The following is a 21,191-nucleotide window of genomic DNA, read 5'->3' as shown; positions in this document are numbered from 1 at the left end:
GTCGCCCTGAGTTAACGTGAGCAGTTCTTCGGCAAGCCGGCGCGCCTCTTCGTACTCGCCAGCACTGTACGCCGCTCTCGCCAATTTCGGGAGCGAGTGGGTCCGCTCAAGAGCGGCGTGCTCAGCCGCCTCCCTTTCGATTCCGCACTATCCTCCGAACCTGTCAACGACGCATCCCGCTTCAATTCCGCCGCCCGCAGCTCAGTGTACGCGCGGCGGGCGTTCTCTGCAGACTGCTCGTCATCTCCGCGAGATTGAAGTGTGTACAGCCTCGCCAACTGCTCCGACCATGCGGGGTTGTTCGGCTCCAGCCTCTGTGCCCGCCGCAACAACTCTTCGCAAAGCTCCTTATCATTCAACTGAAAGAAGCTTGCTGCGTTGCCCAGCACCGCTGCTTCGCCCGGGCGCCGCTCTACCTGCTGGAGCCAAAGCTGCTTCGCAAGGGCGTACTCAGCGGGTTCGTCTCGCGCCATGACGCGGGCCTCGGGGGCGCCGGCGGTGTGCGAATCCGGAGCGTTCTCGATTACCCACAGCTGGTGCTCTTGTCGGGCTCGCTTGAAGCCGGGCGAGAGCCGCCGGCCACCAAAGTAGTACGACAACAAGACGATCCTAGCCGCGAGCTGATCGGGGCGTTCCGCTAACCGCCGCTCGAGCGCCTCTGCCTCGTCTGACGTTACGCTTCTGCCGTGGTGAGACAACGCAAACTCCGCCATGAGCCGCAGCTGGCTGTCGGGGTCGTCGAGGACCAACGCCAGCAGCGGAAGCGACTCGCCTATCGCGGGAGCACCATCGAACTCGAGGTTGTTGAGCGTATACGAGCGGGCGTCGCAGTCTCCCTCCCGCAGAGTCTGCCGCATTGCATCGAGATCCCACTCCGTGAGCGAGACGCCCTCGTCCCCGATGGGACCCATCCCGGCAGAGTCGCCGATAGCTGTCTGGCACCAGCTGCACGTGCCAACACGGATCTGGCGGTGGGTAATCTCACACGCGGGATGTTCCGCCATAGATTCCAGCATTCGAGGAGGAACCGGTACAGTCTTGTAGTAGGGTAGGTGCTCGCACCTACGGTTGGCAGCTTATCCCAGACGCAAGGTCGGTGCGAGCACCTACCCTACGGAGACCTCGTCAACTTCGGCCTTCGCGACCAAGCCAGCACCAGCGTCCAGACAGTCGTGTGCAGCAACAACGCGACACCAATGTTCAGGCGATGCCGGTTGGGTCCTGGCACAACCGCCCCCATGGCATCCAGCGGATTGACGAGAGCCAAGAGAAGTCTTCCGACCAGCGAGGCCCTATCGACCCCGGACGCGACCGCCACGAAGCCGAACAGAAAGTAGGACGCGACACCCAACAAAGGCGCGACGAGCCACCATCGCACCAGCGGCAAGTCTCGCTTCGGCGTTGTGCCTTCGCCTATCGGCGATTGATAAGGGTTCTCAGCCACCGGCTCGCAGCCTCCTCCACAGGCTCAGCACGAACACCCAACCTAGCACGTGCATGGCGTAGCCGCACGCCCGCAGGACCACCGCGCCCGCGCCACCGACGGCCGGGTCGACCACGCCAAGCCCGGCGACAAGAAACAGGCCCAGCGCGTGGGCGACTCGGCCGGTAGGGCGGAACATCACGCCGGCGGCCACGGCGGATACCGCGCTGTAGGAGAAGCAGGCTAAGATACAGGCCATCCGCCACTTGGCCCACACGGGCCGCCGCTCTCGAGGCGCGGACTCTGGCGAGGACTGTGGCGAATCGTACGGGTTCACCCTCACGACGCCAACCCGGCGTCCCCCGGTTCAGGCGCAGCCGCGCCGTGGAACGTGCGTTCGGTTTCGTTGTGCGGGTCGGTGCTGACCGCGTGGTCCCGCCACAGCCACCGCATCATGGTGGGCAGCATCGCTCCGCCCTGCTTCTGGCCGTGGTTGCCGATCCCCCACACATAGTTCACATCGTATCCCTTCTCCTCCAGCGCGTCCTTCAGGCGGACGTTCTGGTGGAACCAGTCCATCTCCTGGTTGTAACGCCCCCGCCGCAGGCCGCGGTTGTCGTTGCGGCCGTCGACCATGAACACGCGGATCGGCTTGGGGTCGGCCTCGCGGACCAGCTCCGGGTACACGTGGCCGCCGCGGATGTTGGTGAACGAGCCCACGTTGCTGGCGACCTTGCGGAACGCGTCGGGGCGGTTCCAGGCCACCGAGAACGCGGCGATGCCGCCCGAGCTGGAGCCGCCGATGCCGCGGTGCTCGGGGTCGGGCGAGAGGTTGTACTCGGCGGACAGCGCCGGCAGCAGCTCGTCGACGATGACCCGCGCGTACTTGCCGTCCATAGTGTCGTACTCCGACTTGCGGAGCGTGTTGCGGTCGCCCCAGTCGCGGGCGGTCGGCTCCGGCTGGCCCGGCATCCGCCCCGGGTTGACGAACACGGCGATCATGACCGGGATCTCGCGCAGGTAGATCAGGTTGTCGATCACGTTGGTCGCGCGGATGTCGCCCTCGGGCGCCATGAACGCGTGCCCGTCATTGAACACCATCAGGTGGGCCGGCTCGGCCGGGTCGTACTGGGCGGGAACGTAGACCCAGTAGGTGTGCTCGGCGTCGGGGAACACCTCGCTCTTGAGCGCCAGCGGGCCGACCAGCTCGCCGTGGGGCACGTCGTCGTGCCGCTGCGAGAACGGGCCGGGCGCGTAAAACTTGTCGTGGTTCGGGCCGCGGCCCCGCTGCCCGCAAGCGTCCGGCGCCGGGCACAACACCAGAGCGGCAACAATCAGGAGTGGATAAGAACGCATAACGGGGTCCCCCGAGGGTCAGTGCAGAGAAGAGGTTGAAGCAGGTCAGGATACCAGGGCTGGCACGGCCGGGCGCGCGTCCACCGTGCGGCGGCTATTCCGGCTCGCCCCTTTTCCGGCGGATCACGGCCAGCCAGTCGTGGTCGTCGGGCGCGCTCAGCTTGGGGTCACTCAGCTCATCCCCGGGCGTGGACTCGCCGGTGCGCGGGTTGAACCAAGAGAGCGAGAACCGGCCGTCGGGCAGTTCGACGCCGGTCGCCCCGCCATCCGGCAGGTAGACCAGGTAAAGCTCGCCCGGCTTGGCGAGGCAGAACCGGGAGTTGTCGCGCGAGCGGTTGCCGACCAGCTCGCTGTGGCAGCTCATCTCCTGGAACGGGATCTGCTCGTCGCGGAAGAAGTTGAGCGCGATGCCGGCGAAGTCCCACGAGCGGTCCCGCGACCGCCAGTCCTCGGCGGTCAGGTCGTTCTGGGCCAGCTTGTAGCCGAAGTAGTACTCCACGCCGGCGCCGCCGGCCATCAGGTTGCCCCACAGCGTGAGCTTGCGGATATCGTCGATGGAGGGGTGGTCGTGGTCGCTGTCGGCGTAGCCGGGGTCGGGCGGCACGCCGATGTTGGCGCTGCCCTGTTCATCGTTGGCGCAGACCCACGGGTCGCCGGCCTCGCTCGACGCGGCGACCCACTTGGCGGTCAGGCGGTGCACCTGGTCCCACTCGTTCTGCAGCGAGGCGCCGTTCAAGAGCTGTTTGCCCAGCAGGGGCCGGTAGACCTCGTCCTGCTGGCTCGGGAAGGTGTGCACAACGATCGGGTGGTGGTACGGGTCGGTGGCGCGGAGGTACTCGACCATCGCGGTCAGCTCGTCGGTGCTCTGCGTGTTCTCCTCGCCCAGGTTCCAGTTGAGCGCCAACGCGTGGCCGAAGCGGGCCGCCAGCTCGCGGAGGTACAGCTTCCGCTCCGGCCCCAGCGAGCCCCCGTCCAGCGCCGCCGGCACATCGCCGCCCTTGCGTCCGGCGCCGAGCCGGTTGTCGTCGATCTCGTTCTCCTGGAGCTTGAAGTGCAGGTACAGTCCCCGCGCCGTGGCGTGGTCGAACACGATCCCCCATTGGTCGAGCTTGCTGCAGTCGTAGTGGAGCTTCTGCCGGGGATCAACGAACGGCCACACGTTTGAACCGTCGCCGTCGACGTTGTAGGTCAGGAACGACACCGCGTTCATGCCCTTGCCCGACAGGTAGTTGAGCGCGCCGATGAGCCCCTTCCCCTTGCCGCCCAGCCAGGTGGGATCGCCGGCCGACCAGTCGCCGAGGTGCGGCCGGTAGGCCTTCAGCGGCACGCTGTCCTTCAGCGCCCGCGTGCCGTCGAAGTCGGCGAAGGCTAGCAGCGTCTCGGGCGCGTCGGCGCCCGCCTTGAGGAACCAGGACTTGTCGCCCTGGAACTGCAGGTGGTGGCGGCCGACGTAGGCCAGCCGCCCGCGGGCGCGGAAATCGGGGGCGGGCTTGTCGGTGGGCGCGACGGTGAAGCGTCCCCGCTTGCCGTCCGCCGGCGCGAACGGCTGCGCGTCCGCCCCGCTGTCCAACGCCGCGCCCTGGCCGGTGCGGAACGAAACCTCGTAGGCCCACACGCCGGGCTTGTCCGGCGCGAGGTGCGCCCGCCACTTGGTCCCCGAGCCGGCGGAGCTCTCGGCTGCGTCGCCGTCGGCCGCGAAGTAGCCCGGGACGTTGTAGGTCGGGCGCCCCGACTCGTGCCGGAACCGGACCGACAGCGCGTGGTCGGTGAACGGGTTCGGCTGCGTGTCGCGCTCGTCCGCCTGCGGGCCGTCAACAGTAAGCGTCACCTTGTGCCACTGCTTCAGCTCGCCAGACACCTCCACCGAACCGTCGCCGTCGGCCGCGGCGGTCGCCGCCGCAAGAACAAGAAGCACGCCCACCGATCGGGGCGTGCAGGCCAACAACTGGCGTGACGACATAGGGACACACGGTGGGGTGAGGGGAAAAGACAGGCGTGGAGGGACCTCGCCCGCGCGGCTCGTCTAGAAGCAGACCGGCCGTGCGGGCCCTAACAGACTACACGAGCCACCGCGCCGGCGCCAAATCTTGGGCCGGGGCGGGCAAGCGGACCGCGGCGGACGATCCCCGGGCGTCGGCCTGGGGGACCGCACCGCTAACACGACCCGCGTATACTGAACCCGGAAGCCCGGGTCCTCGAAGGCCCCCGCTCAGCGGTCCACTCGCCCCGAACCACAAGGCGGCTGTGTGATGCATCGCCAAGCAACTGCGCTCTCAATCGGGCTGGCGACATTCCTCGCGACCGTTCTTTCGGCCAGCGGGCAGCCACCCCAGGACGATCAAGACGGCACGCTGTACCTGCATGCGTACCTGCGCGGCGGACAAGAGGTTCCGGCTAGCAACGGGGAAGAAGTCGCCCGTCTGCTGCAAGCGGCGACCGACGAGCATGTCGAAGGGTGCGCGGAGTGGATGCTGGGGCTTAGCATTCTCAACGCTAGCTCCTACCTGTCTCCCCCGCCGATGGGAGAGATTAAGGGGGACGGCTGGCAGATCCGCAACGGCGTCGTCACGCTCGCCTCCGACCAACCCGCCACCGACGCCGACCTGAGCCGGCTGGCGGCGTTTCTTCCTGCCTCGATGCCTCTCAACCTTCGACTCCCGGTCGGCAGCCAGGTTACCGACGACGGGTTCGCCGAGCTGGCGTCACGCCCGATGACCTCCCTGTCCGCCAACGGGTCGCTGCTGGGCGACGCCACGATCGAACGGATCGCAGCGACGCAGAAGCGCCTTGTCGAGGGGCCGCTACGCTTGCCGCACGACCTGCAGCAGGCTCTCCAACCCGGGCAGCGGGTCGACTTCTACCTGACATCGACGCGCACTCGGCCGCAGCTCCGCCCCGGCGAGTCTCGGCGCCCGCTGCTGGTTAAGCCCCTCGAGTGTGGCGGCGACTGCGTCGATATCGCGCAACGCTTCGATCTCGAAGCACGCGTTGCCGAACTGAGGAAGCAGTCCTTCTTTGGCGTTCCGCGCCCAACCCAGATCCCCCACCTGTTGTCGCACACGTGGGTTTCCGAGTCCGGGTCCCCGACCGCCCTGCTGCTAGGTCTGGAGTTCAACGGTCTCGGACATCTGGAGATGTCGGCGACGCGCATCACCGACGACGGCCTGGCTCACGCCGCCCAGATCAAGGGACTCGGATCATTAGGCGTGGCCGCAACAGACGTCACCGATCGCGGCGTAGCTTCGCTGGCGGCGGCGGAGTCACTCAGTTCGCTCTACCTGAACGGCGCCGATGTCACCGACGCGGCGGTCGACGCGCTGATGCGTTGCGAGAAGCTACGGGTCCTGGACCTGCGAGGTACCCAGCTCACGTCTGCAACCGCTCTCCAGCTCGCCAAGAACGAGCGGCTGACCACGCTCGGCCTGTCGGGCCCCAACCTGTCGTTGGAGCAAACGTGCGACGTGTTCCAAGCGATGCCCGCACTCCAAACCGTTGGGCTCGACCGATACCCGAACCGGCAAGAAGATCGCGAACTGCTCGCCAACCGCTTACCCAGGTTTTTCACTCATCAACCCGAATACACGAAAGATCTGCACATTCGATTGAGCGTTGAAACATTCGCCAGCGGCGAGTTGGACGGCCATTCGAGTGTAGCCGCGATCGGCCTCTCGGGCGACGAGTCCCGGCTCACGGTCCTCTGCCTCAGGAACGACGGCGGAGGGATCAGGCGTTCCCTGCACACCGTCGACCTCGCCGCCAAGGAGTTTCGTGAGGTAGAGCTCCCGGGTCTCGACTTCGACCGCGATGGCTGGTCGGTGCGGGCGAGCCTGGCGCGGGACGGCTCGCACTTCGCGGTCTGCTTGCCGCCCGAGAGCACCACGACATCCCCCGGTGAGCCCGCAGGCATGGGGGAGAAGTGGCGGGTGGCGGTGTGGCGAATGCCCACCGGCGTCCAAACCGAGGCGGCGCTAGTCGCCGAGCGGTACTTCTTCCACCAACCCCACGCGCTGGCGCTCTCTTCGTCGGGCAAGGCGCTGGCGGTGTGCAAGGGCAAATCGGACAACGCGCGGCTAGGAGTGCTGCAGGTAGTGGAAGGGCTGCCGACAGCCCGCGCCTGGCCTGACCCGCTGCCGATGCTCAAGAGCTACGAACCACTCGTGCTGTCGCCCGACGGCCGGTTGGTCGTCGGTATGGAGCATTCGGGCGTGCAGCTCTATGACCTTGAGCAGCAGACTCGCACCACCGTCTGCCCCGCCGACGGAACGCGCCCCAGCGGCCCAGCGGCATTCACGCACCAGGCCAACGTGAAAGCGCTTAAGGGCGCCTGCTTCTCTGCCAACAGTGACAAGCTGATTGTGTCGGCTGAGATGTCCTACCCGGGGTACAACCCGAACCAAGCAATCGTTTTCGACATCAAGGCTGGTCGCGTGACTGCAAGCTTTGCCGAGGCCTACAACTTTGTCGCGTCGGCTGACGCACAGTGGCTGGTGACTGCCGATGCCAACAATAGCGTCCTGTGGGGGCTAGGAGGCGACCAACCCGATGAGCGGTACTTCGCCCACAACGGTTTGTCCAGCCATCACCCCAGTGCGTTGTCGTCCGATGGCGCCCGGCTGTTCAGCGTCATGGGAGCCGCAGGCCGTCTGCACGCCCGGGTGACCGCGCTCCCGGACCCGGCCGCAAAGTAACGCCGAGCGGGCCACGCCCGCACAGGTCGGCCGCGCCGCCTGTGGCGCTACCCCCGCGTCAGCGCAAAGTCGGCCGCGTCGGTGCCGCCGGGCTCGATGGTGATCTCCAGTTCGCTGCGGTAGTTGTACCGCTCGGGGAACTGCTCGGTCGGCAGGCCCTCGTCGGTGTCCTGCTCGACCGGGGACTCGGGGCTGTAGGAGTAGATGCGGACCCGGTGCAGGCCGACTACGGCGCCGGTCTCGTCGCGGATGGTCGACAGCGTGTAGCGGCCGTTCTCGTCGCAGCGGCCGGTCGAGCCGGGGCCGGGCGTCACGCCTTCGCTGCCCACGGGTTGGTAGTTAACCAGCGTGCCGGGGACCGGCTTGCCGTCGAGCGTCACCACGCCGCTAACCGGCGCGAGCTGGTAGCCCTTCGAGCCGCACCCGGCCAGCGGGGCGATCATCAGCGCGACAAGGCAGACGGACAGGCGGTGGTGACGCGGCATGCAGTGCTCCAAGCGGCTACCGGGAGCCCCGCGTCGGGGGGGCGAGCGAGGCCCCCTCGCTGGCGATGCTGCCCATCTCGGCGAACAGGTTGATGTCGATGTCGGGGTGGACGCCGTGCACGGAACCGTCGCCGTGGACGAACTGGATCATGCCGCCCGCGTGGAGGCTGCCCCACGACCGCTTGCAGGTGTGCACGCCGCCCCCGCCGATCTCGACGCAGCGGTCGTAGTCGGGCGTCAGGGTGCGGCTCTCGACGAACGCGCTGGACTGGTTGTACGACGTGTAGGCGTAGGCCCAGAAGGTCCGCCGCGGCTGCCTGGTGAGGGTGTGGTACTCACCGACCAGCAGGGTCTTGGAGAGGCCGTCGGTCACCTGCGATACCTTCACCGCGTGCAGCTTGCGGTAGTCTCCCGGCCCGTCGACAACGCAGTGCATCATGCCGCGCGACCAGCGGGGCATGGAGGACTCGTTCGACTTGAGCTGGGACCGCGGGTCGTCCCAGTAGTGCTCGCTGCTCTGGCCCAAGGAGTGGCCGGACATCGCGCGGTACGACCCGGGCGCCCAAGGCTGGCTGGTCAGCGGGCCGGACTCGGGGTTGGCGAGCGTTCCGATCTCGATGTCGCTGGGGCAGGTGTAGGCGGTGACAATGGTCTCGCGCAGCTGCCGGTTGTTCGCGTGGACGAACCCCACGCTCTGGTCCCACCGGTCGTACAGCGGCTGCTCCTCCATGTACGGCAGGATGTCGACCGTCCAGGTGCTGAGGTAGGGGCCGCCGATCGAGCTGGCCGACGCGGTGGTGCTGCCGGCCGGCAACCGGTCGTAGGAGGACTCGAAGTTCAACGCGCCCAGCCCGATCTGCTTCAGGTTGTTGGCGCACTGTCCGCGTCGGGCCGCCTCGCGGGCGGACTGAACCGCGGGGAGCAGCAGCGCGATGAGCACACCGATGATCGCGATCACCACCAGCAACTCGACCAACGTGAAACCACGCCGAAGCTTCATGACGAGGCCCCCACAGCCGGGCGTCCGCCGGCCCTCGAGCGGGGGGCCGGGCACGCAAACAAGACGAGAAAAGACCGCCGCGTGACAAGCAGGGTCACGCTATCCCGGCGCCCGCAGACCGTCAAGTGCGCGTCGCAAGAAGCGCCGTAAGCGGAGCTGGGTTTGCACTAGAAGCAGTCGCCGCTGCAATCATCGGCTGCGACCAACTCGCACCCCAACGTGCTGGCCGACCAACGACCAACCTGCCCGCCTGCAACGCGCTGTCAGCGTCAGCAACCCGTCAGAAGCCTTTGTTTCTGCATGTTTGACGCACGCGTTCGCGTTTGGCGCCGGAATTGTACTTCTCAACGAAACGCCGCGGCGGCGACTAGCGGTGAGCCACGAAACCACACGAGGTGAACCTGTCATGTCCGATCAATGGGGCCTGTGCAAAGGCTGCAAGTGGTGGCAGATCGAACCCGACGCCACCGTCGAAGACCAGACCGTTGGGTTCTGCATCGAGCAAGACCTGCAGCAGTTCAAGATCCGCATCACCGGTAACGGCGGCTGCAACATGTTCGTCGCCGGCAAGCCGGCGCGAGCCGAAGGCTCGAGCGAGAAGCCGCCCACTGCTGAGCCGGTACGCTAACGCCGCGGGCAGCACGCTACTTCACACCAACTCACCCCAACTCCAACACGATCTGTAATGAATATCTTCGAACGCATCCGCGCCGACCACGACAAGCAACGCACCCTGATCGACCTGCTCACCAAGACCCACGGCGACAGCCGCGGTCGACAGGAGCTGTTCGAGCGGCTGAAGGCCGAGCTCGAAGAGCACGCGATGGCCGAGGAGCGGCACTTCTACGTGCCGCTGATGGAGAAGGACCTGACGCAGGAGAAGGCGCGGCACAGCGTGGCCGAGCACCACGAGCTAGACGAGCTGATTAAGAAGCTCGAAGAAACGCCATACGACTCGCCCGGCTGGTTGCCCACCGCCAAGAAGCTGTGCGACGAGCTGCTGCATCACCTCGACGAGGAAGAGAACGAGGTGTTCCAATTGGCCGGCAAGGCGCTCGAGGACGACGAGAAGCAATCGCTGGCCGACGATTTCGATCAGCACCGCAAGTCGCTCAAGCAGCACGCCTGAGCCGATCGACAGCTCGACGACGCGGGCTACCGCTTGATCTCAGAGTCCCGCTTGTCAACCTTCACCGCGGCCATCACGCCGCCGACGAGGCACAGCACCAGCAACAAGAACGCGACGCCATACGACGTGCTGGCTTCTTCTTCCGCCTGCGCCAGCATCAGCAGGTTGTGGGCGCCAAGCGGGAGGTTGGCCAGCAGGTCGAGCAGGTTCATCGGGTAGGACTCGCGTTGGTCGCGGGCGTGCGCGGGGACGGGACGTCATTCTTACGCCCCTAGTCTAACCACCCGATCGGCGGGCGCCAAAGGGATGCGAATCAGCGTCGCCCCGCAGGCGCCCCCCGTTCGGGGAGTCTCGCATGGGGATCGCGCGTCCCGCTCTGAGACAGGGTGTCGCCGTGCCGAAGACACCCCTGCTGCACAAATCCCCATATTCCGGCTTCTGAAATAAATGGCGCCCCGCTTGCGTAACAGTTCTACCAATCCGGCGTAGGAGTCAACGAGCACGAACGCACCTTCACCTCACCCTACAAACTTCCGCCTGCAGGAGTCGAATCATGTCCGCCTCACGCACCCTGTCGCTCGTTGCCGTTGCCTCGCTGATCGCCGCGTCTCCCGCCGCCGCCCAGACCGCCGGCTACTTCCAGCCCGTGAACCTGTCGTCGGGTTTCTCGGTGGAGCCGCGTCACTCCTCGACCGCTCTGGAAGGCGCCCTCCGTGGTCGGGCCAAGGTGATCGAGTCGCTCGGCAAGTACCGCGTGTACGACGCCCAGGCGAACATCCTCAACCAGCAGGCCCGCGGCCTGTCGTACGAGAACGACGTCAAGCAGACCGAAACCCTCTACCGCAAGCAGTACCTGTGGCGCCAGCACCGCGAAGAAGAGCGTGCCCGCGAGATCCAGCGTGACGCGCTCGGCAAGGAGCTGCTAGCCCAGCGTCGGGCCACCTACTACCGCGACACCTACCGCCTGGACGCGGACCAGCTGAACCGCACCACCGGCCGCGTGTCCTGGCCCGAGTCGCTGGACCATGACCAGTTCGCCTCGACCCGCAGCCAGATCGACTTCTTGTTCCGTCAGCGGTCGCGTTACCCCGCCGGCAGTGACGATCCTTTCGCTGGTCGCATCCTGAAGCTGACCGAGCAGCTCAAGGCCGACCTGAAGGAGCAGCTGGCCGACATGGACCCGACCGACTACGCCGACGCCCAGAAGTTTGTCCGCGGCCTGATGTACGAGGTGCAGTACCCCACCGAGCTGGGCTGAACGCGACCGCTTGATCCCGACTAGATGAAGGCCCGTTGCCACCCCCGTGGCGACACCCCGGGCGCCGGAACCTGCCCTCCGGCGCCCGGTTTTTTTGTGCGCCGCTCTAGCCGCCTCCGCTAGATCGCCTGAGCGCCCGGCTGTCGGTCGAGCAGGTCGTCCGGGCGGGCGGTCGCGACCGGCAGCGAGAGCGGCCGCTCATGCGAGCGGGGGGCTGGCTCTTCGTTGATGTCGGCGTCGGTCTGCTGCGGCGCGGCGGGTTCGGCACGACCCTTCGGCGTCAGCCGCACGATCAGCGACTTGCCCCCTTCCCAGCACTGGTCGGCCAGGCTGTACACCACCGGGATGACGATCAGCGTCAGCAGCGTAGAGGTGACCATGCCGCCGACCACGCACGCGCCCATGGGCGCGCGGGACTCGGCGCCGTCGCCCAGGCCCAGCGCGATAGGCGTCATGCCGGCGATGGTGGAGAGGGCCGTCATCAGGATCGGCCGCAGGCGGGTGGGTCCGGCCTGGCGGAGCGCGTCCTCGCGGCCGACGCCGCGGCGGCGCAGCAGGTTGGTGTAGTCGACCAGCAGGATGGCGTTCTTGGTCACCAGGCCCATCAGCATCACCATGCCGATCATGCTGAAGATATTGAGCGTCCGCCCGGTGAGGTACAGGCCGCCGAAGGCGCCGCCAATCGACAGCGGCAGCGAGAACATGATGGTCAGCGGGTGCAGGAAGCTCTCGAACTGGGCCGCCAGCACCATGTAGGTCAGCAGCACCGCCAACGCAAGCGCGAACAGGATGCTGGCGAACGACTCGGCCATGCTGTCCGCCGTGCCGGTAAAGACGCCCGCCACGTCCGGGGGCAGGCCGATCTGGCCGACCATCGCCTGCACGTCCGCCACGGCCTGGCCCAGCGGCTTGTCGTCCTGCAGGTTGGCCAGCACGGTGACCTGCCGCCGCCGACCCTGCCGCTCGATGTTCACCGGGCCGAAGGTGCTCTCGACCGACGCCAGCGTCCGCAGGTCGGTCAGCTCGCCCGACCCGGAGCGCACGGGCAGGGTCTCGATGGCGCGGGAGTCCTGGCGGTCGGCGCCCACCAGCCGCACCCGCACGTCGATGTTCTCGCCGCTAGTCTCGAAGGTCGACACCTGCTGGCCGCCGACCAGCTGGCTGATGGTGCGGCCCAGGTCCTCGACGTTCACGCCCAGGTCCGAGGCGCGGTCGCGGTCGATCGACACCGAGATCTCCGGCTTGCCCGACTGGCTGGTGGTGTTCACGTCGACGAAGCCGGGCGTGTCCTTCATCTGCCTGACGAGGGTCTCCGCGATGCGGTTGAGCTCGGCGAGGTCGTCGCCCCGCAGGTTGTACTGCACGGGCGCCGACCGCATGCCGCCCCCGCCGATGCGGGCGATCGGGTCGACGCTGATCCGCATGTGGCCGAACCGCGACAGCCCGGCGCGGGCCATCTTCATCGCGGCGGCCTGCGAGACCGTGCGCTCCTCTCGGGCGACCATCTTGACCATCACGTTGGCCACGGTGGTCTGGCCATCGTACTGGCCGCCCACGGTGGTGTAGATGTCCTTGATCGCGGGCAGGCCGGCGATCACCTTTTCCACCTCGGCCGCGATGCGCGACGTCTGCTGGATCGAAGAGCCGACCGGCGCCTCGACCTGCACTTGGAACTGGCCCTCGTCGGCCGCGGGGGTGAACTCCTTGCCGATCAGCGGCAGCAGCATCATGCTGCCGACGAACAGCGCGAACGACGCCGCCAGCACCAGCAACCGGCGCCGCAGCGCGAATCCGAGCGTGCGGCCGTAGGCTGACTCGACCGCGGTCAGCAGCCGCTCGCTCACGCGGTACAGCCAACCGTTGCCGGCGCCGACCTTGAGGAGCCGTGAGCAGAGCATGGGGGAGAGGAACAGCGCGATCACGGTCGAGACCAGCACCGCGAACGTGACGGTCATGCCGAACTCGTAGAAGAACTGCCCGATGATGCCGTCCATGAACGCCACCGGCACAAACACGGCCGCGATGGAGAGCGACGTAGCGATCACCGCGAAGCCGATCTCGTCCATCGCCGCCACGGCCGCCTGCACGCGGGTCTTGCCCTCCTGCATGTGCCGCCAGGTGTTCTCCAGCACGACGATCGAGTCGTCGATGATCATGCCGACCGAGATGGTCAGCGCCAGCAGCGTCATGGTGTTCAGCGTGAAGCCCATCGCCAGCAGGAACGCGTACGTGGCGATGATGGTGGCGGGGATCGTCACGGCCGCCACCAGCGACCCGCGCAGGCTGCGCAGGAACAGCAGGATCACCAGCACCGCCAGGCCGGCGCCGCGGACCAGCTCGCCCTGGGCCTCGGCCACGCTCGACTCCACGAACGACGAGTTGTCCTGCACCACCAGCAGCTCGTAGCGGTCGCCCAGCGACTCGCGCAGTCCGTCGAGCTGGGCCTTCACCTCGCGGGCGACTCCCACCATGTTGGCGCCGGACTGCTGCCGGACCGACAGTGCTACCGCGGGCTGGCCGTTGAGCCGCGCCAGACTCCGCTCGTCCTCCAGGCCGTCTTCGACGTACGCGACCTGCTCCAGGCGGATCGGGCGGTTGTCGCGGCGGGCCACCACCAGGCGGCGGAAGCCCTCGGGCGTGGCGAACCGGCCGCGGGTCTTCACCACCAGCTCCTGCCGGCCGGTCTCGACGCGGCCGCCGGGGAATTCCACGTTCCCCTCGCGGAGCGCATCGACCACGTCCTGGGCCGAGAGGTTGTGCGCGCGGAGGTCGCCGACGCGGAGCCAGATGCGTATCTCGCGTTCGCGGTCGCCGGACAGCTGCACGCCGCCCACGCCGGACACGCCCTCGATGCGGGGCTTCACCTGGTCGTCGGCGACCCGGGTCAGCTCGCAGATCGACGCGTCGCCGGCCAGCACGATGCCCAGGATGGGCGCCGCGTCGGGGTCGAACTTCTCCACAACCGGCGCGTCGGCGTCGGCCGGCAGCTCGTTCTGGATCCCGGAGATCTTGTCGCGGACGTCCTGCGCGGCGATGTCGATGTCGCGCTGCAGCTCGAACTCCAGGAACACCTGCGACACGCCCTCGCTGGTGTCGCTCCGCATGCTCTTGATGCCGCTGATGGTGCTGAGCGCCTCCTCGAGCACCTCGGTCACCTCGGTCTCAACCGTCGTGGGCGAGGCGCCCTCGTACGTGACCGTGGCGGTGACCATCGGCATGTCGACGTCCGGGTAGAGCGCCATGCCGAGCGTGCCGTAGGCGACCAGGCCAAACACCACCAGCGCGGTGAACGCCATGAGCGTCAGCACCGGACGCTCGATGGCGGTCTGAGAGAGCTTCATGAGGGAGGCCTTGCACCAAGAAGTTGTGGGCTGAATACGGACGCGTCCGTCCGCGGTGGTTCAAAAAAAATCGGCGGTTGGACCACTGCCGCTAACGCTGCAGAGTGGAGTCGCCCGCGGCCACCTCGGCGGCCGACGGCACGACCGTCACGGCCATGCCGTCGGAGATCAGCGCCGGGTCGTCGACCACCACCCGCTCGCCCGCCTGCACGCCGCTACGCACCTCGACCCAGCCGTCGCTTGTCAGGCCGGTCTCGACGCGGCGGCGGTGGGCGACGTCGCCCTCGACGACAAACACGTGCGGCTCGCCCTCGACGAACGCCAGCGAGCGGCTGGGCACCACCGGCGAAGCCTCGCCGGGCGTCTTGAGCGGCAGCCGCACCGTGACAAACTGCCCCGCCTTGAGGCGGGCGATCTCGTTGTCGATCGCCACCCGCACGCGGAAGGTCCGCGTGCTGGGGTCGACCAGCTCGTTGATCGCCACCACCACGCCGGTGACCGGCTGGGCGGCGCCGGCCGCGACCACCTGCGCCTCGTTGCGGAGCGCGAACGCCCCGACGTACGACTCGGGGACGCCAAACTCGGCGATCAGGTACTTGAGGTCCATGACCTCCACCAGCGGGTCGCTGGAGGGCGCCACACGCTCGCCAACCTCGACATCGACAGCCGTGACGACGCCGTCGTACGGGGCGCGGAGCGTCGCCTTCTCCAGCTGGCGCTGCTTCTCTTCCACCTCGGCGGCGGCCTGCGACACCAGCGCCTCCTGCACGGCGACCGCCTCGGCGGTAGGCCCGGCGGTCGACGCGGCGAGGCTCGCCTCAGCGCTGTCGACCACGGCCTGCGCGGTGGCCACTTTCATCGCCGCCTCGTCGTGCTCCGCCTCGGTAATGGCGCGCGACGCCACCAGCGACCGCATCCGCAGCAGGTCGCGGTGCGCCTGCGACAGCCGCGCGGCCGCCTCGTCACGCAGCGCCGACAGCCGGCGGACCTCCTCCGGGCGGTCCCACGATTTCAGCTCCGCCAGGTCCGCGGAGGCCTTGGCGAGCTTCGCCTTGGCCATCCGCAGCGCGACCTCAAAGTCGCTCGTATCGAGCTGGACGAGCACGTCGCCCGCTGCGACCTTCTGGCCGTACGACACGCCGAGCTTCTCGGAGTACCGGCGCCCGTCGATGGTGATGTCGAACTGCGCGCCGGTCTGCGGTATCTGTTTGACCACGCCCTCCACCTCGGCCACGATCCGCGTGCGGCGGCGCGGCAGCAGGTCGCCGGTGAACTCTTCGACCGCCGACAGCGGCCGCCGCTCGGCGGCGACCACCTGCACCTCCGCCCGCGTCTGCCGGGGCGTGTAGGCGGTCGCTCCCGGGTTGGCCGGCGCGGCTTGATTGCAGCCAACCAGCGCCGGCAGCGCGAGGATCGAGAGGACGCCGAGGGACCGTAGGTAGCGCATGGTTGGTCAGCAAACCTGGAGGGATGAATCTAGGGGGACGCACGCTGAGGCTACTCGTCGCGCGCGGCCAGCCCGTGGAGGAACAGCTCCACCGCGCCTTCGACGCGCGCCACGAGGCTCGTCTTGCCGCCGCTCAGGCAGCCGTTCACCACGGTCCCGAACAGCAGGTCGGCGAAGGCGTCGGTCGCCTGGGTGACGTCGACCGCGCGGAGCTCGCCCCGCTCGACCGCCCGCCGCAGCAGCTCGTCGAGCCCCTCGCGGTGCTCGGCCCGGTGCATCAGGTGCGACGGGAACACCGTCTCGCGGAACTCCGACCGCTCCTGGATCATGATCTCCACCGCCTCGGGCTGGCGCTGGTAGTGCTGGGCGTAGGCCGTGGCGATCCGGCGGAGCAGCGGCACGGCGCCGATCTCGTCGGCGAACCCAATCGGGTCGCGGCCGGACAGAACCTCGCGCTGGATGAACTCGCCTGCTTCGGTCAGGCAGTGCCGCGACGTGGCCAGGAACAGCTGCTCTTTGTTGCCGAAGTGCCGGTAGACGGTCCCCTTCCCCACCCCCGCCAGGTCGGCGATGACCTGCACATCGGCGTTGCGGAAACCCTCTTTGGCAAAGACTTTAAGAGCCTCGCGGAGGATCTTGCGGCCCTTCTGATCGGTCTTCGGCGAGTCGGCCTTCATCTGCTTTGGTCCTTTCGGTCAAAACGGACGGACGCGTCCGTCCCCTGCTCCACCGATTCTTCCAAGACGGTCAAAATCGGTCAAGAGCAGCTGCCTGGAGAACGCGGACGGCCGCGGCACAATGCCTCCAAAACAGCGCCTCTAGCACCCCGACTTACAGTGCCTAAACGCAAGCAAGGAATCCGTTTACGCAAAATGAGCGGTCGGCCGCTGCGCTGACCGCCAATGCTTTGACGGTCGCTTAGCTGCCAGACTACGCTGAACTCTTGAGCATCGGCGCATCCCCCCTACCTATCAGGCTATCAGGCCGCGGTCCTGCGGCCGGCGCCAGGTTCTCCGCCAGAGAACGCCCCGACTTGGCTGCTACCCAGCCGTCGATCCCGAGCTACCGGAGCGCACCTTGAACCGAGCGTTTGCCACCCTCCTTGCCGTCTCGCTCCTTGGCCCGGCCGCCGCCGCGCAGACGCTGGCGTTCCCCGAGGCCGAGGGCTTCGGCCGGTACGCCACCGGCGCCCGCACCAACCTGTCGGCCGCCAGCGTGTACCACGTGACCAACCTCAACGACTCCGGCCCCGGCTCGTTCCGCGACGCGGTCAGCCAGTCGAACCGGTTCGTGGTGTTCGACGTGGGCGGCATCGCCAACATCGAGTCGGTGGTCACCGTGGCGAGCAACATCACCATCGCCGGCCAGACCGCGCCCGGCGGGTTCACCCTCTACAGCGACCGCATCAGCTTCACCAACTCCCACAACCTGATCAGCCGGCACTTCGCCGTCCGCAAGGGCGACCCGGGCGTGCGCGACGACGCCGCCAGCATCGCCCGCGGCACGAACATGATCTTCGACCACATGTCGATCACCTGGGGCGTGGACGGCACGTTCGATATCAACCACGACAGCGGCCACGTGATCGACGACATCACCATCCAGAACTCGATCATCGCCCAGGGCCTCGACCGGCTGGGCCACAGCACCGGCGGGCTGATGCAGCCGGGCGAGGGCGGCAGCGTCAGCGTGATCAAGAGCCTGTGGGCCGACAACGTCACCCGCAACCCGAAGGTGCGGTTCGAGAACGAGTTCATCAACAACGTGGTGTACGGCTACGAGAACGCCGGCTACATCATGGGCGACACCAGCAACGCCGACTCGTACGCCAACGTCGAGGGCAACTACTTCATCGAGGGCCCGGTGAACGGCAGCTCGCCGTTCACCAGCGGCACCAGCCGGTTCCACATCTACGCCAACGACAACTGGGTCGACGGCGACCGCGACGGCGTGCTGGACGGCTCGCTCAACACCAGCTACCCGGGGGCGGACGTGGTGTCGACGCGGCACGCGTTCCCTACCACGGCCGGGCTCACCGCGCAGCAGGCCGTGTCGCACGTGATGGCCAACGCCGGCCCCAACATCACCCGCGACGCGGTCGACGCGCGGCTGATGCAGGAGGTCGGCAGCTACGGCACGCTGGGCGGCGTGATCCAGCGCGAGACCGACTTGTTCCCCGGCTTCGGCTCCGACCCGGTCTACCTGAACCCCCGCGCGCGGCTCGTCGACGCCGACTACGACGGCATGCTCGACAACTGGGAGTCCGCCAACGGCCTCAGCCCGACCAACCCCAACGACTGGAAGAACGTCTCACGCGGCTACACCAGCCTGGAGCACTACCTCAACGAGCTCGGCGCCGACGGCGCGCCGGTCGCGTCGACCGGCGGCGCCTGGACCTCCGCGGCGTCGTGGGCCGGCGGCGTGCCCACCCTGGCCGACGACGCCACAACCGACGGCGCCGTGACCCACTCGGCCGGGCACGCGTTCGCGCGGCGGCTTCACGCCGGCGCCGGGCTGAGCGTCAGCGGCGGCACGCTGGACGTGTTTGACACGCTGTACGCCAACGGCGCGGTGGACGTCGGCGGCGGTGTGGTCTCGGCGGGCCGGGTGGTGATGGCCGCCTCGCGTCAGTCGGGCGTTATCGCCCTCTCCTCCGGCGGCGTGCTGCGAACCGCCGCGGTCGCGGCCGACGGCGCCGGATCGCCGAGCCTGTCGTTCGACGGCGGCGAGTTCCACGCGCTCGACGCGCCCAGCATCGCCGTGCCCGTTTCGCTGGGCGCCGGCGGGGGCGTGGTCGACACCGCGGGCTATTCCGGCGCCGTGTCGGGTTCGATATCCGGCGTCGGCGGTTTGACCAAGCGCGGCGGCGGCGCGCTGGCGCTCACCGGCGGCAAGACCTACACCGGCCCCACCGTCGTCGAGCAGGGCCAGCTCGTCGTGCAGGGCGCGGGGCTCGGCGCCACCAGCGTGCACGTGGCCGCCGGCGCCTCGCTCGACGTCGCGTCCGCTTCCGGGCCGCTGAACCTGGCGTCCGGCAAGACGCTGAGCGGCAGCGGCACGGTCGTGGGCAGCGTGGTGGCCGCAGCCGGATCGGTGGTGCGTCCCGAGGGCGCCGCGGGCGGCGTCGGCGTGAACGGCGCCGTCGGCATCCAGGCCGAGGACCTGTCGCTCGGCGCCGACTGGGCCGTGTTCAGCAACGCCACGCACGGGACCGGCGCCGGCGGGTCCTACAACGGCGCCGACCTCACCGGCGGCGGCATCGTGATGATCGCCGGCGAGAGCCTCGCCGCGCCGTCCGCCAGCGGCTCCGCCACCGCGACCATCGACATCCCCCAGGCGGGGACCTACTACCTGTTCGCCAAGATCGCCGAGCCGAGCAACTCGCCCATCCCCGGCGACTCCTCCACCTCCCAGGGCGGCAACAACAGCTTCTGGGCCTCGGGCTCCTCCAACAACGTGCACGCGACCACCTCCAACTTCGAAGAGGTGCAAACCTACGCCAACCCGGGCGACGCCGCGACCTGGAACCGCGTGTCGCCGAGCCTCGCGTCGCTCGACGGCGTGGTGTCGCCGCTCAACGCCGGCATCGACTACTCGCTGAGCGCCGGCCCGCGGACGTTCACCATCTATGGCCGCGAGGTGGGGACCGTGATCGACGGCTTCGTGCTGGCCAACCAGAACCTGACCGCCGAGCAGCTCGAGGCCGCCCTCTCTGCATCCGGCGACCAGAACCTGACCATCAACGGCGGCTTCACGCTCGCCGCCGACGCCCTGTTCGACCTGCAACTGGGCAGCGAAGCGCCCGGCCGGCTCTCGGTCGCCGGGACCGCCACGCTCAGCGGCGACCTGTCGGTCTCGCTGGCGGACGGCTTCACCCCGCAGGCGTCCGACGTGTTTGAGATCCTCGACGCCACGGCCCTCACCGGCCAGTTCGCCAACGCCGCCCCGGGCGCGCGGCTCACGACCGCGGGCGGCCTGGGCTCGTTCCTCGTCGGCTACGACTACGCCAACGACCTCGTCACCCTGTCCGACTTCGCCGCCGGCCTGGCCGGCGACTTCAACTCCGACGGCGTGGTGAACGCGGCCGACTACACCGTCTGGCGGGACAGCATGGGCGACCAGGCAAGCTACCTGCTCTGGCGTAACAACTACGGCGCCACGGCCCCTGCTCCCGGCGCAGCCGCCGCCGCGCCCGAGCCCGCCGCACTGCTGCTAGCCGCGCTCGCGCTGCTGCCCCTCCTCTGCCGGCGCTAGGCCGACCTCGCCCGCCGGCGACAACCCAAGAGTGCAGCGCGACTTTTGTCCCTTTTGGCGCTATCGATCCTTAGGGACAAAAGTCGGGCCCCACGGCTCGTCTCACGCTTGTATAGCAGTGTCTGACGGGATCCTTCTGATTGGGCAGGGCCGACTTTTGTCCACCGCAGCGCGACGATAGGGACAAAAGTAGCTCCGCAGCAAACCGGACGCGCAAGCGGAAGACGCGACGCAGTCTCCCCCGATGGGACCTCGAGCAACCCTCCATTCGACCGCGCTGAGTGGCCGGTTTCTACCAGAATCCCGCGAGAACAGCGGGCGGCAGGTTTCTTCTTGACCACGGGCGCCAATGCCAATACATTGACACCTGCTAACGCTTTAACACCCGACCCGCCTCCCTACCCTGCAAGATCCAGATGGCCCGCAAGAAGAAAGTGGCCCGCGAGCTGGCGCCCCGTGAAGAGCAGATCATGCAGGTGGTCTACCGCCTGCAGAAGGCCTCGGTGGCCGAGGTCCGTGAGCAGCTCAGCGACCCGCCCAGCTACTCCGCCGTCCGCACCATGCTGGGCCAGCTCGAGCGGAAGGGGCACGTGGTCCGCGACCGCAGCGGCGTCACCCACCTGTACAAGCCGGTCAAGTCACGCCGCGCGGCCGGACTGTCGGCGCTCTCGCGGCTGATCGACGCGTTCTTCCCGCAGTCCACCGGCGACGCCCTGGCCGCCCTGATCGACGACTCCGCCAAGCGGCTCTCGGACGAGGACATCGATCGGCTGGAACAGGCAATCCGCCGCGCCCGCACAGGAGACTAAT

17 protein-coding genes are annotated in these 21,191 nt (G+C 68.1%); 6 read left to right on the top strand and 11 right to left on the bottom strand.

Annotated features, from left to right (window positions below; all coding sequences use genetic code 11):
• Positions 1-11 precede the first annotated feature (11 nt).
• From KOR34_RS21070 to KOR34_RS21050, 5 genes are all read right to left on the bottom strand, one after another.
• Complete coding sequence (locus tag KOR34_RS21070) at positions 12-1,004, bottom strand: tetratricopeptide repeat protein (protein WP_146567942.1); 993 nt, start codon at positions 1,002-1,004, stop codon at positions 12-14.
• 107 nt (positions 1,005-1,111) lie between these two features.
• Positions 1,112-1,444, bottom strand: a complete 333-nt coding sequence (locus KOR34_RS21065) for a hypothetical protein (protein WP_146567941.1) — start codon at positions 1,442-1,444, stop codon at positions 1,112-1,114.
• On the bottom strand, positions 1,437-1,682 hold the full coding sequence (locus KOR34_RS21060) for a hypothetical protein (RefSeq protein WP_146567939.1): 246 nt from the start codon (positions 1,680-1,682) through the stop codon (positions 1,437-1,439). The genes KOR34_RS21065 and KOR34_RS21060 overlap by 8 nt, the downstream gene beginning before the upstream one ends.
• Positions 1,683-1,762: 80 nt before the next feature.
• Positions 1,763-2,779: an alpha/beta hydrolase gene (locus KOR34_RS21055; protein ID WP_146567937.1), complete on the bottom strand. Its 1,017-nt coding sequence runs from the start codon at positions 2,777-2,779 to the stop codon at positions 1,763-1,765.
• A 94-nt stretch (positions 2,780-2,873) separates the two neighbouring features.
• Positions 2,874-4,739 carry a DUF5060 domain-containing protein gene (locus KOR34_RS21050; RefSeq protein WP_146567935.1) on the bottom strand — a complete coding sequence of 622 codons (1,866 nt, stop codon included), beginning with the start codon at positions 4,737-4,739 and terminating at the stop codon, positions 2,874-2,876.
• A 289-nt stretch (positions 4,740-5,028) separates the two neighbouring features.
• On the opposite strand from KOR34_RS21050, the gene KOR34_RS21045 reads away from it, so the two are divergent.
• Positions 5,029-7,467: a hypothetical protein gene (locus KOR34_RS21045; protein ID WP_146567933.1), complete on the top strand. Its 2,439-nt coding sequence runs from the start codon at positions 5,029-5,031 to the stop codon at positions 7,465-7,467.
• A 47-nt stretch (positions 7,468-7,514) separates the two neighbouring features.
• On the opposite strand, the gene KOR34_RS21040 is transcribed toward KOR34_RS21045, so the two are convergent.
• Together KOR34_RS21040 and KOR34_RS21035 are read right to left on the bottom strand one after the other, a co-directional pair.
• Positions 7,515-7,952 (bottom strand): hypothetical protein, encoded by a 438-nt coding sequence (locus KOR34_RS21040; protein ID WP_146567931.1) that lies wholly within the window; start codon positions 7,950-7,952, stop codon positions 7,515-7,517.
• A gap of 16 nt (positions 7,953-7,968) precedes the next feature.
• Positions 7,969-8,952 carry a DUF1559 domain-containing protein gene (locus tag KOR34_RS21035; RefSeq protein ID WP_146567929.1) on the bottom strand — a complete coding sequence of 328 codons (984 nt, stop codon included), beginning with the start codon at positions 8,950-8,952 and terminating at the stop codon, positions 7,969-7,971.
• 406 nt (positions 8,953-9,358) lie between these two features.
• On the opposite strand from KOR34_RS21035, the gene KOR34_RS21030 reads away from it, so the two are divergent.
• Both KOR34_RS21030 and KOR34_RS21025 read left to right on the top strand, forming a co-directional pair.
• Entirely contained in the window at positions 9,359-9,580 is a 222-nt protein-coding gene (locus KOR34_RS21030; protein WP_146567927.1) for a hypothetical protein, read from the top strand.
• Between the two features lie 57 nt (positions 9,581-9,637).
• Positions 9,638-10,081 carry a hemerythrin domain-containing protein gene (locus KOR34_RS21025; RefSeq protein ID WP_146567924.1) on the top strand — a complete coding sequence of 148 codons (444 nt, stop codon included), beginning with the start codon at positions 9,638-9,640 and terminating at the stop codon, positions 10,079-10,081.
• Positions 10,082-10,107: 26 nt separating this feature from the next.
• Here KOR34_RS21025 and KOR34_RS21020 read toward each other — a convergent pair whose 3' ends face one another.
• On the bottom strand, positions 10,108-10,293 hold the full coding sequence (locus tag KOR34_RS21020; RefSeq protein WP_146567922.1) for a hypothetical protein: 186 nt from the start codon (positions 10,291-10,293) through the stop codon (positions 10,108-10,110).
• Between the two features lie 341 nt (positions 10,294-10,634).
• Here KOR34_RS21020 and KOR34_RS21015 point away from each other — a divergent pair, with 341 nt between their 5' ends.
• Positions 10,635-11,339 carry a hypothetical protein gene (locus KOR34_RS21015; RefSeq protein WP_146567921.1) on the top strand — a complete coding sequence of 235 codons (705 nt, stop codon included), beginning with the start codon at positions 10,635-10,637 and terminating at the stop codon, positions 11,337-11,339.
• Between the two features lie 119 nt (positions 11,340-11,458).
• On the opposite strand, the gene KOR34_RS21010 is transcribed toward KOR34_RS21015, so the two are convergent.
• The 3 genes from KOR34_RS21010 to KOR34_RS21000 form a co-directional block, all read right to left on the bottom strand.
• The gene (locus tag KOR34_RS21010) at positions 11,459-14,680 is read right to left on the bottom strand and encodes an efflux RND transporter permease subunit (protein ID WP_146567919.1); all 3,222 of its coding nucleotides are present in this window, start codon (positions 14,678-14,680) and stop codon (positions 11,459-11,461) included.
• 91 nt (positions 14,681-14,771) lie between these two features.
• Positions 14,772-16,127 (bottom strand): efflux RND transporter periplasmic adaptor subunit, encoded by a 1,356-nt coding sequence (locus tag KOR34_RS21005; protein WP_146567917.1) that lies wholly within the window; start codon positions 16,125-16,127, stop codon positions 14,772-14,774.
• A 50-nt stretch (positions 16,128-16,177) separates the two neighbouring features.
• Entirely contained in the window at positions 16,178-16,804 is a 627-nt protein-coding gene (locus tag KOR34_RS21000; protein ID WP_146567913.1) for a TetR/AcrR family transcriptional regulator, read from the bottom strand.
• 400 nt (positions 16,805-17,204) lie between these two features.
• Between KOR34_RS21000 and KOR34_RS20995 the strand changes: the two genes are divergently transcribed.
• Both KOR34_RS20995 and KOR34_RS20990 read left to right on the top strand, forming a co-directional pair.
• The gene (locus tag KOR34_RS20995) at positions 17,205-20,381 is read left to right on the top strand and encodes an autotransporter-associated beta strand repeat-containing protein (protein ID WP_146567911.1); all 3,177 of its coding nucleotides are present in this window, start codon (positions 17,205-17,207) and stop codon (positions 20,379-20,381) included.
• A 416-nt stretch (positions 20,382-20,797) separates the two neighbouring features.
• A complete protein-coding gene (locus tag KOR34_RS20990) occupies positions 20,798-21,190 on the top strand; it encodes a BlaI/MecI/CopY family transcriptional regulator (RefSeq protein WP_146567909.1) in 393 nt (130 codons plus the stop codon).
• The last annotated feature ends 1 nt before the right edge of the window (position 21,191 follow it).

Source organism: Posidoniimonas corsicana (assembly GCF_007859765.1).
Lineage (GTDB): Bacteria > Planctomycetota > Planctomycetia > Pirellulales > Lacipirellulaceae > Posidoniimonas > Posidoniimonas corsicana.
This window is presented reverse-complemented; position numbering and strand designations above follow the sequence as displayed.

What these genes read in the sequence shown, in the direction of transcription:
- KOR34_RS21045 (WP_146567933.1), top strand. Translation starts at nt 5,029, where the DNA reads ATGCATCGCCAAGCAACTGCGCTCTCAATCGGGCTGGCGACATTCCTC.
- KOR34_RS21030 (WP_146567927.1), top strand. Translation starts at nt 9,359, where the DNA reads ATGTCCGATCAATGGGGCCTGTGCAAAGGCTGCAAGTGGTGGCAGATC.
- KOR34_RS21000 (WP_146567913.1), bottom strand. Translation starts at nt 16,804, where the DNA reads ATGAAGGCCGACTCGCCGAAGACCGATCAGAAGGGCCGCAAGATCCTC.
- KOR34_RS21005 (WP_146567917.1), bottom strand. Translation starts at nt 16,127, where the DNA reads ATGCGCTACCTACGGTCCCTCGGCGTCCTCTCGATCCTCGCGCTGCCG.
- KOR34_RS21010 (WP_146567919.1), bottom strand. Translation starts at nt 14,680, where the DNA reads ATGAAGCTCTCTCAGACCGCCATCGAGCGTCCGGTGCTGACGCTCATG.
- KOR34_RS21020 (WP_146567922.1), bottom strand. Translation starts at nt 10,293, where the DNA reads ATGAACCTGCTCGACCTGCTGGCCAACCTCCCGCTTGGCGCCCACAAC.
- KOR34_RS21070 (WP_146567942.1), bottom strand. Translation starts at nt 1,004, where the DNA reads ATGGCGGAACATCCCGCGTGTGAGATTACCCACCGCCAGATCCGTGTT.
- KOR34_RS20990 (WP_146567909.1), top strand. Translation starts at nt 20,798, where the DNA reads ATGGCCCGCAAGAAGAAAGTGGCCCGCGAGCTGGCGCCCCGTGAAGAG.
- KOR34_RS21050 (WP_146567935.1), bottom strand. Translation starts at nt 4,739, where the DNA reads ATGTCGTCACGCCAGTTGTTGGCCTGCACGCCCCGATCGGTGGGCGTG.
- KOR34_RS21055 (WP_146567937.1), bottom strand. Translation starts at nt 2,779, where the DNA reads ATGCGTTCTTATCCACTCCTGATTGTTGCCGCTCTGGTGTTGTGCCCG.
- KOR34_RS21025 (WP_146567924.1), top strand. Translation starts at nt 9,638, where the DNA reads ATGAATATCTTCGAACGCATCCGCGCCGACCACGACAAGCAACGCACC.
- KOR34_RS21060 (WP_146567939.1), bottom strand. Translation starts at nt 1,682, where the DNA reads ATGGCCTGTATCTTAGCCTGCTTCTCCTACAGCGCGGTATCCGCCGTG.
- KOR34_RS21040 (WP_146567931.1), bottom strand. Translation starts at nt 7,952, where the DNA reads ATGCCGCGTCACCACCGCCTGTCCGTCTGCCTTGTCGCGCTGATGATC.
- KOR34_RS21035 (WP_146567929.1), bottom strand. Translation starts at nt 8,952, where the DNA reads ATGAAGCTTCGGCGTGGTTTCACGTTGGTCGAGTTGCTGGTGGTGATC.
- KOR34_RS21015 (WP_146567921.1), top strand. Translation starts at nt 10,635, where the DNA reads ATGTCCGCCTCACGCACCCTGTCGCTCGTTGCCGTTGCCTCGCTGATC.